The 12,372-nt window shown below is 56.3% G+C and carries 13 protein-coding genes; 2 read left to right on the top strand and 11 right to left on the bottom strand.

All coding sequences use genetic code 11. The features are described 5' to 3' along the window. Window positions 1-58 precede the first annotated feature (58 nt). Both JQN59_RS07030 and JQN59_RS07025 read right to left on the bottom strand, forming a co-directional pair. Window positions 59-508 (bottom strand): DUF2919 domain-containing protein, encoded by a 450-nt coding sequence (locus tag JQN59_RS07030; protein ID WP_008785415.1) that lies wholly within the window; start codon window positions 506-508, stop codon window positions 59-61. Further along, complete coding sequence (locus JQN59_RS07025) at window positions 495-920, bottom strand: GNAT family acetyltransferase (RefSeq protein WP_003038048.1); 426 nt, start codon at window positions 918-920, stop codon at window positions 495-497. Before JQN59_RS07025 ends, JQN59_RS07030 begins: the two co-directional genes overlap by 14 nt. Before the next feature lie 212 nt (window positions 921-1,132). Here JQN59_RS07025 and amiA point away from each other — a divergent pair, with 212 nt between their 5' ends. After that, the gene (gene amiA, locus JQN59_RS07020) at window positions 1,133-2,002 is read left to right on the top strand and encodes an N-acetylmuramoyl-L-alanine amidase AmiA (protein ID WP_003038046.1); all 870 of its coding nucleotides are present in this window, start codon (window positions 1,133-1,135) and stop codon (window positions 2,000-2,002) included. A gap of 2 nt (window positions 2,003-2,004) precedes the next feature. Further along, the gene (gene hemF, locus JQN59_RS07015; protein WP_048224960.1) at window positions 2,005-2,904 is read left to right on the top strand and encodes an oxygen-dependent coproporphyrinogen oxidase; all 900 of its coding nucleotides are present in this window, start codon (window positions 2,005-2,007) and stop codon (window positions 2,902-2,904) included. A 95-nt stretch (window positions 2,905-2,999) separates the two neighbouring features. On the opposite strand, the gene eutR is transcribed toward hemF, so the two are convergent. The 9 genes from eutR to eutJ form a co-directional block, all read right to left on the bottom strand. Further along, window positions 3,000-4,052 carry an HTH-type transcriptional regulator EutR gene (gene eutR, locus JQN59_RS07010; RefSeq protein ID WP_008785417.1) on the bottom strand — a complete coding sequence of 351 codons (1,053 nt, stop codon included), beginning with the start codon at window positions 4,050-4,052 and terminating at the stop codon, window positions 3,000-3,002. A 48-nt stretch (window positions 4,053-4,100) separates the two neighbouring features. Further along, on the bottom strand, window positions 4,101-4,631 hold the full coding sequence (eutK, locus tag JQN59_RS07005; protein ID WP_003835033.1) for an ethanolamine utilization microcompartment protein EutK: 531 nt from the start codon (window positions 4,629-4,631) through the stop codon (window positions 4,101-4,103). 11 nt (window positions 4,632-4,642) lie between these two features. Then, the gene (eutL, locus tag JQN59_RS07000; RefSeq protein WP_003838537.1) at window positions 4,643-5,302 is read right to left on the bottom strand and encodes an ethanolamine utilization microcompartment protein EutL; all 660 of its coding nucleotides are present in this window, start codon (window positions 5,300-5,302) and stop codon (window positions 4,643-4,645) included. 9 nt (window positions 5,303-5,311) lie between these two features. After that, window positions 5,312-6,208: an ethanolamine ammonia-lyase subunit EutC gene (eutC, locus tag JQN59_RS06995; protein WP_008785418.1), complete on the bottom strand. Its 897-nt coding sequence runs from the start codon at window positions 6,206-6,208 to the stop codon at window positions 5,312-5,314. Between the two features lie 20 nt (window positions 6,209-6,228). Beyond that, complete coding sequence (gene eutB, locus JQN59_RS06990; RefSeq protein ID WP_003038029.1) at window positions 6,229-7,590, bottom strand: ethanolamine ammonia-lyase subunit alpha; 1,362 nt, start codon at window positions 7,588-7,590, stop codon at window positions 6,229-6,231. Window positions 7,591-7,601: 11 nt separating this feature from the next. After that, window positions 7,602-9,005: an ethanolamine ammonia-lyase reactivating factor EutA gene (gene eutA, locus JQN59_RS06985; RefSeq protein WP_079935156.1), complete on the bottom strand. Its 1,404-nt coding sequence runs from the start codon at window positions 9,003-9,005 to the stop codon at window positions 7,602-7,604. After that, window positions 9,002-10,234, bottom strand: a complete 1,233-nt coding sequence (gene eutH / locus JQN59_RS06980; RefSeq protein ID WP_204528193.1) for an ethanolamine utilization protein EutH — start codon at window positions 10,232-10,234, stop codon at window positions 9,002-9,004. The genes eutA and eutH overlap by 4 nt, the downstream gene beginning before the upstream one ends. A 119-nt stretch (window positions 10,235-10,353) precedes the next feature. Further along, window positions 10,354-11,541: an ethanolamine utilization ethanol dehydrogenase EutG gene (gene eutG / locus JQN59_RS06975; protein ID WP_008785420.1), complete on the bottom strand. Its 1,188-nt coding sequence runs from the start codon at window positions 11,539-11,541 to the stop codon at window positions 10,354-10,356. After that, window positions 11,531-12,370, bottom strand: coding sequence for an ethanolamine utilization protein EutJ (gene eutJ, locus JQN59_RS06970; protein ID WP_008785421.1), 840 nt, complete (start codon window positions 12,368-12,370; stop codon window positions 11,531-11,533). The genes eutG and eutJ overlap by 11 nt, the downstream gene beginning before the upstream one ends. Window positions 12,371-12,372: the final 2 nt, after the last annotated feature.

Genomic DNA, 12,372 nt, shown 5'->3' with positions numbered 1-12,372 from the left:
TCACTTCCTTCCTTATTTATCAACGTTGCTTGGAGTCCGGTTTCCCCAAAAAGTGCCGTTATTCTTTCTCAAGGGAAAAACAGGCGCGCAGACGTTGATTGGTTAACAGCCAGATCAGCGCGACAATATCCGCCACCAGCAGCGCCAGCCCGACGCCATTGAGAGGATCGCCTGCCAGCCACATCACCGGCTGCCAGCACAGCAGCACCAGTTGAGCGAGAATCAATAATCCGCGCAGCCAGCGCCAGAGCACCGGAAACGCAAAGCGTCGCCCACTGAGTAAAAACGCCAACACGGCGGGAACGCCGGGAAGCAACCCCAGCCAGAATGCGTCATGATCGGGATAAAACAGATTCAGCAAGGTGTTGCCCTGCTCACGGGAAGAACCGGCAATCACAAACAAAACCCAGGTGCGTGCCTGCAACAGCAGTACGCACCAGAAGAGAAAAGGCAGGCGCAGACGCCCATGACCGTCATAGTCGGCCGGATGAAACTCAGTACTCTTCATCTTCGATCAAACGCTTGCCCAGATTGAGTACATCCGCATGTTCATAGCCCAAACGTTCATACATGCCCTGTACGACGTCGTTATCGTCACGCACCATGATTTGAATCTTCGGACAACCGCGGGCAATGAGCTTTTTCTCCAGCCGGTTGAGCAGCGCATTGGCAATACCGCGTCCGCGAAACTCAGGATGCACGCCCAGGTAATAGGCGGAACCGCGATGCCCGTCGTATCCGCCCATCACCGTACCGACCACCTCGCCGTTCACTTCAGCGACGAGGAACAAGCTGACGTCATGATTGACTTTACGTTCGATGTCCATTTCAGGGTCGTTCCATGGACGCAGCAAATCACAACGCTCCCAGAGGGTGATCACCTCTTCGAAATCTTCCTGGCGAAAAACGCGTATTTCCATGGTATTGGGCACCTTTTCAGGACGTTAAAAAGCGATTATGGCGCGAACGGCTGATTTAGCCAATATCTGACGCGAAGCGGCGGAAAAAATGGCATAATACGGAATTGTCACGTATTGAAATGAAAAGTAAAACAATTCTTATCTCGATCCGTCGCAACGGACTACGCGATACGATATAACGTTTAGAACCTTTTTTTTACAACTCAGGCCGTATGAGCACTTTTAAACCACTAAAAACACTCACATCGCGCCGCCAGGTGCTGAAAGCCGGGCTGGCCGCCCTGACGCTGTCAGGCATGTCACAAGCCATCGCTAAAGAAGAAGCGCTAAAGACCAGCAATGGACACAGCAAACCGAAAGCGAAAAAATCCGGTGCTAAGCGCGTTGTTGTCCTTGATCCGGGGCACGGAGGGATTGATACCGGCGCAATTGGTCGCAACGGGTCGAAAGAAAAGCACGTGGTACTGGCGATTGCCAAAAACGTGCGCTCGATCCTACGTAACCAGGGGATTGATGCACGCCTGACCCGCTCCGGCGATACGTTTATTCCGCTCTACGATCGCGTCGAGATCGCCCACAAACATGGTGCCGATCTGTTCATGTCGATCCACGCCGACGGTTTTACCAATCCGAGCGCTGCGGGTGCTTCGGTCTTTGCCTTATCCAATCGCGGCGCCAGTAGCGCCATGGCGAAATATCTGTCCGATCGTGAAAACCGGGCCGATGAAGTCGCCGGAAAGAAGGCCACTGACAAAGATCATTTGTTGCAGCAGGTGCTGTTCGATCTGGTGCAAACTGACACCATAAAAAACAGCCTGACGTTAGGCTCGCATATTCTTAAGAAGATCAAGCCGGTACACCGTCTGCACAGTCGCAGCACGGAACAGGCCGCCTTCGTGGTGCTAAAATCACCTTCGATTCCGTCGGTCCTGGTCGAAACCTCGTTCATCACCAACCCGGAAGAAGAACGATTGCTGGGTACGGCGGCGTTTCGTCAGAAAATCGCCACCGCTATCGCCAATGGCATCATCAGCTATTTCCACTGGTTTGATAACCAGAAAGCACACTCGAAGAAACGTTAACCATGAAGCCCGATGCACAGCGCGTAAAACAGTTCCTGCTCAGCCTGCAGGATGAAATTTGTCAGCAGTTATCCACCGTAGACGGCAGCGAATTTGTTGAGGATAACTGGCAACGCGAAGCGGGCGGCGGCGGGCGCAGTCGGGTGTTGCGTAACGGCGGTATTTTCGAGCAAGCAGGCGTCAACTTCTCCCACGTCCACGGCGATGCAATGCCGGCCTCGGCTACCGCGCATCGCCCGGAGCTTGCCGGGCGCAGTTTTGAAGCCATGGGCGTCTCGTTGGTGGTGCACCCGCAGAATCCCTACATTCCAACCAGTCATGCCAACGTACGGTTTTTTATCGCGGAAAAACCGGGGGCCGATCCCGTGTGGTGGTTTGGCGGTGGCTTTGACTTAACGCCCTACTACGGCTTTGATGAGGATGCGGTTCACTGGCATCGCACGGCGCGGGACCTGTGCCAGCCGTTTGGCGATGACGTTTATCCACGTTACAAAAAGTGGTGCGATGACTACTTCTTCCTCAAGCACCGCAACGAGCAGCGCGGCATTGGCGGGCTGTTTTTCGATGATTTGAATACCCCTGATTTCGACCACTGCTTCGCTTTTATGCAGGCGGTAGGTCAAGGATACACCGAGGCGTATCTGCCCATCGTCGAACGCCGTAAAATGATGAGCTGGGGCGAGCGCGAACGTAATTTCCAGCTTTATCGTCGTGGGCGCTATGTGGAATTTAATCTGGTGTGGGATCGCGGCACGTTGTTCGGTTTGCAAACCGGCGGGCGCACGGAATCGATTCTGATGTCGATGCCGCCGCTGGTACGCTGGGAGTATGACTGGCAGCCAGAAGCGAACAGCCCGGAAGCTGCCCTTAGCGAGTTTATTCAGGTCCGCGACTGGGTGTAATTGCCTGATGGCGCTACGCTTATCAGGCCTGCAACAACGGCAAACCCGTAGGCCGGATAAGACGCGTTAGCGTCGCATCCGGCACAATAATCTCATCATGCCCACTGGCGCATACGCTGATGCAGCGTCAACGACGGTTTCTCCGCAAACAGCTGCTGGTAGTCGGTGGCAAACTGCCCTAAATGCCAGAATCCCCACTGCATGGCGGCGTCTTTCACCGTCGCACTCTGTGACCATGGGCTTATCAACTCACGGCGCACGGCGTTCAGGCGAATACGTTTCAACCAGGCATTCGGGCCAATACCGAGGATCGCGTGAAAGGCGTTTTGCAACGTCCGGCGGCTAACGTGCAGCTGATTGCATAAGTCGAGCACGGTCAGCGGCTCTGACATATTTTCCAGCACATATTCGCGCGCACGTGACAGCAAGCGACGATAGCTCTGATGGCTGATGCTCTCCGCAGTCATAATCGGCTGCGCTTCTTCCAGCATGGTGCCCATCGCCAGCAGCAGGTTATCCCCCAACACTTTACGCACCGCGGGTTGGTGAAGGTTTTCAGGATTCTCACTAAACGTCGCCAGCGCCTGCTGCACAAAGCCCCATAGCGCGGCTTTGTGTTGTTCTTTAACTTCCAGCGCCGACTGATTGCGCAGCATATGCAACACCCTTTCCGGGTTATGCAGGAAGTTGGCCTGACGAGCAATGGCCTCTTCCGAAATGACGACACCCAAAATGGTGTAATCATCTGGGGTACTCAGTTCAAACTCCGTCCCGCCTGGGCGGGTGGCAATTTCAGCGCTACCCAAACACTGGGTACCAATAAATCCCTGCTCGCCGCGCGTGGCCGGAATGCCAAACCAAAATGAGTTTGGCCAGACAAGGCACGACTGACGCAGCGCCAGTCCGGTGTATTCACGGAACACCTGAATATCATCGAGCAGGATTTCCGTGAACTCGCCATGAAATTTTCCCGGATGCAGCTGGTCGTAGATCTGCTGCCAGGCGGTAATCGTCAGCGCGTGCTCATACACATCCGTTGTTCGCCGTTGGTGAACGTTGTCCACTTCCACTTTCGGCGTCAGTTTAACGTCTTCGGGTAATACTTCATGATAAAGATGGTGCAAGTTTGCAGAACGGTTCTTTTTCATGATCTTTTAAGCCGGAAGCTTCAACGAAGCCCCCGGCCCTCCGACAGGTTAATTTTTTAAGCGGTAGCGACTACTGCGTTTACGCAACGCTCCATCAGAAAAGAGCTGTTCCAGCGCATTTCTGGCTTCATCAAGTGACCAGCCAAAGTGGGCCGCCACTTCCCCTGCCGTCATTCCTTGACGGACCGATGCTAACAGCGTCAGAAGTTGGGCAGAGGATTCAGACGTCACTGGGGCGTCCTGTGTCTTCTCTGGTTTCACTTCTGTTTTCGCTTCTGGCTTCTGTTCAGGTTTCTTCGGCTGGCGTTTAAAACCGCCGATCAGCCACTGGGTGTCATCGTCCGGCCGGCCTATTTCCTTACGGCTGATAACACGGCCCGTACGCGCTGCGGCTGCACTGCCTGCATCCAGCGCTGCGCGGCATGCCGCCAGATCGCCTTCCACCACCAGCGTCAGCCGACCAGGATCGAGCACTTCGTGGCTAAGCAGACGCACGTTCGCGGCTTTCAGCATGGCATCGGCCGCGTCCACGGCAGCCACCATGCCATCCACTTCCAGTAATCCCAGTGCATTGATCATCACTACCTCTCTTACGCGCGCTGGATTGGATTACGGGCAATATCCAGAACGGCATCGGCAAAGGCGTTACATGCGGCTTTACAAGCGGCCTGGCTACCGGTCAAAAACGCGGCTGAATAGTTAGTTTCTGACGGCGGTGGTACATAGGTCACCAGTTGTACATCGGCAGATTTCAGCGCGGCATCAATACCAAATGTCGCTTCCAGCGGCGGTGCTACCAGATACGCCATCGGATCGCCCAGTCGGCATCCCGCGGTTGCGGAGAGATACGAACCGGTACGCGAAACCACATGCGCCAGGAAGGCGGTATCTTCTGCGTCATTCGCCCACTGGAATGCCGCCCCGCTTTCAATATTGGCCACCATCGCGTCCAGACCCGCGCGAACTTCGGCCGGGTTTGGTCCACCGAGCATAATCAGTACTTCGCCCGAGGTTGGAGAGGGACTATGCGCCGCACCGGCATACAGCGAGCGGCCATAAACCACTTCGACCATTGCCTGTTTTGTCGCTTCGTCTGCGGCAATATACGCCACGTCATCAGAATCTGCTGTGATGAGTCCGAGGCTACGGATATGTGGCGGTAATTTAAGTTCGCGGGCAAAACCGTCATTTACCGAGGCAATCACACGCATTGCGGTGACTGAAGGTCTAATTAAATCTAATGCTGGCATGATGCCTCCTTAACGGGTCATATTGATGCCGGATGCTTTTTGCTCCAGCATGCGCTTGGCCAAATCCACAATCACCGCCGCCGCTTCAACCGGTGGCGTACCGCCCTGGTGAATGTTCGAGATACAGGTACGATCAGCCTCAACGGTGGTCGCCACACGCGGCGAATAGACGGCATAGCAAGAAAGACTTTCCGACTGGCCGAGGCCCGGACGTTCACCAACCAGCAGGATCACCGCTTTTGCACCCAGCAGTTCGCCGATCTGATCTTCGATTTTCACGCGCCCATAGCGAACAAAGAACGGCGTCCCGACCTTCAATCCGGCCTGTTTTAAGCCCGACAACAGCGGCGGCAGGATCTCTTCATAGTTAGCGGTAATCGCGTCGGTAGACAGGCCATCAGAAATAATCACCTGCACATCCGGATTCATTACACACTGTGATTTCAGTGCTTCAATGGCTTCCGCACTCAGACGACGCCCCATATCCGGACGCGTCAGATACAGGTTTTTGTCGCTGATTTCCGAGCGCACTTCCAGCAGCCCCTGGGCTTTTACCCACTCTTCCGGCACTTCTTTCAATACCGTATCTTTCGAACGCGAGTGGTCAGCCAGGAAACGCAGCAGCGCCTGGGTACGCGGACGAGGACCGGCACGACCAGTACATACACGCGCAGCGGTGCTACGGCGAAGTTCAGTCAACACCTCTGCACGGTGCGGATTCTCAACGCCAATCCATGCTTTGGCTTCGGCTGAGCCTAAGTCCATCGCGCAGCTTTCACCGGTCGGCGCGGCGCACTGCGTGGTGCTGCATTTTGCTGGTGCTGACGGTTCTTGAGCCTGCGGTTGAGACTCACCCATTGACGCCATTACGCTGCGTACAATTTCTTCAATCTGTTTTTGATCCATCGTGTGTCATCCCCGCGTCATCAGAAGAACAGTGACGGATCGCCCGCCCGTTTGGTCAGGCGACCGTTTGCCATAATGCCCATGGTTTCCAGCCAGCGTTCAAACTCCGGCGACGGACGCAGGTTCAGCAGCTGACGCACGGTCGCGGTGTCATGGAAGGCGGTGGTCTGATAGTTGAGCATGATGTCGTCACCGAGCGGCATGCCCATGATGTAGTTGCAGCCAGCGGTGGCGAGCAGAATCATCAGGTTTTCGTTAAGGTTCTGGTCAGCATCAGCATGGTTGGTGTAGCAGCAGTCGCAGCCCATCGAGATGCCGCTCAGCTTGCCCATAAAGTGATCTTCCAGACCCGCGCGAATAATCTGACGGTCGTTGTAGAGATACTCTGGCCCGATAAAGCCCACCACGGTGTTCACCAGGAACGGATCGTAGTGACGTGCCAGCCCGTAGTTACGCGCTTCCATCGTCACCTGATCGGCACCGAAGTTCGCGCCCGCGGAAAGCGCAGACCCTTGCCCGGTTTCGAAGTACAGGCAGTTTTCCCCGGCGATACGGTTGAACTCAGCGCCCACTGCGCGCGCTTCATCCAGCATTGCCAGCTCAACGCCAAACTCTTTTAAGCCTTTTTCGCTACCGCAGATACTCTGGAAAATCAACCCGCCCGGCGCACCGCGACGAATCGCTTCGATCTGGGTAGTCACGTGTGCCAGTACGCAGCCCTGGGTCGGGATGTTGAATTTGTCGATAACGCCGTACACGGTATCCAGTACGCGGCTTAAGTTTTCCACGTCATCCGTTACCGGGTTTACACCAATCACCGCATCACCCGCCCCGAAGGACAGCCCTTCGTAGATTTGTGCGGCAATACTCTGCACGTCATCACGGGTGTCGTTCGGCTGTAAACGGCAGCTGAAGGTGCCCGGTAGACCGATGGTGGTATTGGCCTTTTTGATCACCGGCATTTTCTTACCGCCGTAGATCAGGTCCGCGTTAGAGCAGATTTTTGCTACCGCAGCGACCACTTCCGACGTTAACCCTTTGCGCGTAAACGCAATGTCATCAACAGAGGTTTCATCGCTCAGCACGTACTCGCGCAGCTCGCTGATACTCCAGTTTTTGATACGGTTATAGGCCGTCTCGTTGACGTCATCCTGAATCAGACGAGTAACACAGTCCTCTTCATAGGAAATCACCGGGTTATTGCGGATATCCGCCACCGTCATTTCCGACAGTACCTGCTTGGCCGCCACGCGCTCCTGCGAACTGGTTGCGGCCACTCCTGCCAGCACATCCCCCGAACGCAGTTCGTTGGCTTTTGCCAGCACCTCTTTAACATCCTTAAACTGATAAACATTGCCGAACAATGTGGTCTTTAGTTTCATAAGTCGTTCCCTCAGGAAGGAAATGCGAGTGATTTCACCGTCACCGGCACAACCGATCCGCCAAAAAGAGGCGTACCAATGTCGATATAGTCCCCCGCCCGGACAACCACCTCATCGATGACTGCCAGCGGGTGTTGCTGTAACTGTGGGCGTAACAGCATGCCCAGGGCCTTACCAAAATCCTGCTCGGCTACCACCAGCAGGGGATGCGGATTCGGATAGCGCGCGACAAAGGCCAGCAGCGCATCAATCACCGTTAACAGCGCGGCGTAGCGCACTGGCAGCGAACCGGGCAACGCCAGCACGTAGGCGTCTGTTTGCGGGTCCAGATCGAGCTGCATTAGCGCCTGTTGCCAGGCGGCCACCAAATCAGCCTCATCAACCGGAATCGCCACCGGCAGATTGCGCAGCGGAAGCGCCACACCTTCCAGCCAGATGGTGCTGCCCGAAAGCGACAGCGTATGCGCACCGGCGCCAATCACCGTGGCGCGCACGGTTTGCGCCGGGAACTGCACGTTCATCTCACGCAGGCGCGGATGTTCATGCAGCGCCGTTGCTAACAGCGGGCCAATGTCGGAAAAACAGAACGGATCGGCTGGTTGGTTGCGGTAGCACTCGCCCACCCCGCCGGACAACGTAATCACTTCCGGTTTCACGCCCGCCGGTAACAGGCCGGTTTGCATCAGCGCCTGCGCCAGAGGTGATAACGTACCGTCAATCACCTCCACAATCAGCGCCGCCATCCGTCGGGCTACCTGAACAAGCTGCGCCGCATTGAGGGTTCGGGCGTCGGTGCCCGGACCAAATACGTCATCAACAATCATCTGCCCCGGCTGATGCGCATGTACTACTCGTCCCTGGCCGTTCGTTTCCAGCAGTCGCCCGCCGACGTTGAGGCAAGCCGAACCGCTGACCTTTCCAGCATCAAACAGAACGTAGTTCGACGTACCGCCACCGATATCGATGTTCAGTACGCGGCACAACTTCTGCTCGGACAGGGTTTGTGCCCCCGCACCGTGACCGGCAATCACCGATTCCAGATGCGGACCGGCGCTGGCCACAACAAAATCCCCCAGCGACTGAGAGAGCGTCATCACCGCCGGACGCGCATTACGGGTTTTGGCACTTTCTCCGGTGATGATGATCGCGCCGGAATCGACAGTCTCAGGCGCAATACCCGCCGCCTGATACTGGGCGAGGATCAGTGCCTTAAGTTCGGCCTCTTTCAACCCGCCCTGCTTATCAACGGGGGTAAAGAACACCGGGCTTTGCCAGCTAATTTCGCGTTTGATGAATTCGTAGCGCGGCACCTGCGACACTGCCGCACGGTTGACTAACTCAAGGCGCGAGAAAATCACCTGAGTGGTAGTGGTGCCGATATCGATACCGACGCTCAGTAGCTGGCGAGTATTCACGATTGCGCCTCCGGATTGGTTTCTACTTCTGCTGGCACATCTTCATCTTTCGGTACCAACAGCATAGCCACACCAATCGCCGTCACGCCGCCAATCAACTTGCCGACAATCATCGGGAAGATCATCGCGTTCATGTTGGCAGCGGCGAAGCCTAAGTGGTCACCCAGTGCAAAGGCCGCGGAGACCGCAAAGGCGCAGTTGATCACTTTGCCGCGGGTATCCATATTCTTCATCATGCCGAACATTGGGATGTTGTTCGCCAGCGTCGCAACCATACCGGCAGCCGCAATATTATTGATTTTTAACAGGTTACCGACGCTCATCAGCGGTTTTTCAAACCAGCGGGTCAGCAGCAGTACCATTGGGTACGCACCGAGCAGTACGCAGGAAATAGAACCGATAACTTCGATGGCGCGCATCACTTCACCCGGCTTGTCGCCCGGAGCCATGAAGATAGGATCAAGACCTGGGATCAGCTCCCAGCCGAGCAGGAATTTGACCACTGCTGCTGCCAGGCCGATGGTGATCAGCGCTACCAGGAATTTCGCGAAGATCTGGAAGCCGTTGATCATTTTTTCCGGGATGAATTTCAGTCCCAGCGCCACCAGCACAGCCACGATCAGCACCGGGATCATATTCATCAGGATCAGCGCGAAGGTGAATTCCACCGGCTGTCCGTTGATTTCGACGCCGGAGTACATCGCAATCAAACCGCCCGCAATACAACCAATCGGAATGGTGACAATACCCGCCAGCACGCCCAGCGTCAGATAACGACGGTCAGACGGTTCAATAATCCCCAGCGCAACCGGAATGGAGAAGACCAGCGTCGGCCCCATCATCGCCCCGAGGATCAGGCCAGAGTACAGCCACGCCGCAACGTCGCCGCCCGCCAGCTCTTTCGCCAGGAAGAAGCCGCCCATATCGCACGCCAGCAGCGTTCCGGCAAACATCGACGGGTTCGCGCCCAGCATTTCATAAAGCGGAATAATCACCGGCCCGAGCACATGCGCCAGAACCGGTGCCAGCGCGGTCATACCGACCATCGCCAGACCCAGCGCGCCCATCGCCATAAAACCTTCTTCAAACTGGCCGCCCGATCCCTCAATACTCTTACCGAACTTACCGAGGAAGCGTGCCGAACCGCCGAACTGCGACAGGATCCTGTCCACGGCGGCAATCAGCATAAAGAACATCATGATGTACATGATGATTTCGTTAATTCCCATAGCCCCTACTCCCTGTCATTTGTGATTTGTAGGCCGGATAAGACGTTTACGTCGCCTCCGGCATTAACGCCGTGTTATTGCCGGATGGCGGTGCGAGCACCTTATCCGGCCTACAGGCATTACCCGGCTGCCGCGTACAGGTCGATGATCTGTGCCTGCGTGGCGGTGCGTGGGTTACTGCGAATACAAATATCCTCCAGCGCGGCGTGAGCCCATGCGCTGTACTGCTCGGGCTTTGCCCCAACGTCAGAGAGTCGTTTGGTCTGGCCCACTTCGCTAATCAACTCGCTGACCGCGTTGATAGCATCACGATCGTCCGATTTCTTGTTGGTTAACGCGCGTCCGATATGGCTAAAGCGCTCACGACACACCATGCGGTTGAACCCCATTACCGTGGGAAGCAGCATGGCGTTAGCCTGTCCGTGTGGAATGTGCAACGTCGCCCCCGGCTGGTGCGCCATCGCATGGCACAGGCCAAGCCCAGCGCTGGAAAACGCCATCCCGGCCATACAGGAAGCCAGCAGCATGCTTTCGCGCGCCGCCAGATCCTGACCGTAGCCGACGGCCTTCGGCAGCGATTTACCGATCATCGCTATCGCACCAATCGCCAGGCTGTCGGTAAACGGCGTCGCGTTCAGTGCGCTATACGCTTCAACGGCGTGCGTCAGTGCATCAATCCCGGTCATCGCCGTTACGTGCGCAGGCACGCCTTCCGTCAATGCGGCGTCAAGGATCGCCACATCCGGCATCAGGGTTGCGTGGGCCAGCACTTTTTTGAGTCCGGTCGCGGCGTCGATAATCACCGTGACGTTCGTGGTTTCTGAGCCCGTTCCGGCGGTAGTCGGTACGGCAATCAGCGGCAGACGCGGGCGTAACACGCTACGCTCGTCCATGTCAGCCAGCGTCTGGGTAGGATTGGTCACCAGCAACGCCACTGCCTTGGCGGCATCCAGCACGGAACCGCCGCCGAAAGCCACGACACCGTCGCACTTTGATTCACGCAGTTGCGCGACTGCCGCGCAGACGTCCGTAATGCACGGTTCACCTACCGGACATGGCCACAGCGTCATTGCCACACCTTTCATCGCCAGGCTGCGCTCCAGTGCCGCGGTCATCCCAGCCTGATGCAGAAAGCTGTCAACCATGACGAACATATGCGTCAGTCCGCGCGTTTGTGCTTCCTGTCCGCAGGTACTGAGCGCTCCCAGTCCACATAACGTAACCGGGGGAACGCTAAACGTTTTTACGCGTTGCAGATTCAGGGTATCGAATGCCTGAAAGAGCGCGGTCTGCAATTCAGCTTGCATAGATTCCTTCCGCTTTTTCTTTTCCGCTGTTTGCAATCGCCAGCGGAGTCATAAACAGGCTGTGCTGGGGTAAATGCACCTGCAGTTCCGGGAAACGCTTACGGAACAGTTCATCAACGCCTGGCTGCATACAGGAGCCACCCGCCAGCCACAAATCAGCGACACCCTGTCCGGCAATATGGTGCGCCACGATTTCCGCCATCTTTTCGTAGACAGGCTTCACCACCGGCCAGATTTCTTTGCCATTGCTGCGCTTGTACTGCTCGGCTTCTTCCAACTGGATACGACGGTTCCCGGCCAGCGTCAGAGAGATATGGTGCCCGCCGGTCGCTTCATCAGCGGAGTAAGTCACTTTGCCCTGTTTAACAATCGCAATCCCGGTAGTGCCACCACCAATATCCACCACGCCGGCGTTATCAAGCTGCAACAGATCCGCCACCGCGGTTGGTTCGTCGAGGACATGGCTCACTTCAAGCCCGGCAGACTCCAGCACGTTAATAGAGATGCGTGGGTCAGTTCCCGGTGGAAACGAGGTTGCCGCATGGGTAAAACGGCAACCCAGTTGTTGTTCGAGCGTATCGAGATGGCGACGAACGATGGTCACCGCACCAAAGAAATCCCAGACGATGCCATCGCGCACGACATCGGCCCAGTCCAGGCAAACCGCGACCGGCTGTCCGTCACTGTCCACAACCATCGACACCACATCACACGTTCCCAAATCAATGCCCAACCACAGCGGTGAATCGCTCTTTACAGGCGTCTGGTTACATAGCGTTGCCGCTTTTAGCAGTCTGGGTGTCAACCAACGTTGTTCGTCGTGCGCCATCT

It is taken from the genome of Citrobacter sp. B72, assembly GCF_016894305.1.
GTDB lineage: Bacteria > Pseudomonadota > Gammaproteobacteria > Enterobacterales > Enterobacteriaceae > Citrobacter > Citrobacter portucalensis.
Note: the sequence above shows the minus strand (reverse complement) of the source record. Positions and strands in the feature narration are given on the sequence as shown.

Bases quoted from the DNA above. Each gene is read 5' to 3' on its own strand.
- eutK (WP_003835033.1), bottom strand. From the start codon at position 4,631: ATGATCAATGCACTGGGATTACTGGAAGTGGATGGCATGGTGGCTGCC.
- eutG (WP_008785420.1), bottom strand. From the start codon at position 11,541: ATGCAAGCTGAATTGCAGACCGCGCTCTTTCAGGCATTCGATACCCTG.
- eutB (WP_003038029.1), bottom strand. From the start codon at position 7,590: ATGAAACTAAAGACCACATTGTTCGGCAATGTTTATCAGTTTAAGGAT.
- amiA (WP_003038046.1), top strand. From the start codon at position 1,133: ATGAGCACTTTTAAACCACTAAAAACACTCACATCGCGCCGCCAGGTG.
- eutC (WP_008785418.1), bottom strand. From the start codon at position 6,208: ATGGATCAAAAACAGATTGAAGAAATTGTACGCAGCGTAATGGCGTCA.
- eutJ (WP_008785421.1), bottom strand. From the start codon at position 12,370: ATGGCGCACGACGAACAACGTTGGTTGACACCCAGACTGCTAAAAGCG.
- JQN59_RS07030 (WP_008785415.1), bottom strand. From the start codon at position 508: ATGAAGAGTACTGAGTTTCATCCGGCCGACTATGACGGTCATGGGCGT.
- hemF (WP_048224960.1), top strand. From the start codon at position 2,005: ATGAAGCCCGATGCACAGCGCGTAAAACAGTTCCTGCTCAGCCTGCAG.
- eutR (WP_008785417.1), bottom strand. From the start codon at position 4,052: ATGAAAAAGAACCGTTCTGCAAACTTGCACCATCTTTATCATGAAGTA.
- JQN59_RS07025 (WP_003038048.1), bottom strand. From the start codon at position 920: ATGGAAATACGCGTTTTTCGCCAGGAAGATTTCGAAGAGGTGATCACC.
- eutL (WP_003838537.1), bottom strand. From the start codon at position 5,302: ATGCCAGCATTAGATTTAATTAGACCTTCAGTCACCGCAATGCGTGTG.
- eutH (WP_204528193.1), bottom strand. From the start codon at position 10,234: ATGGGAATTAACGAAATCATCATGTACATCATGATGTTCTTTATGCTG.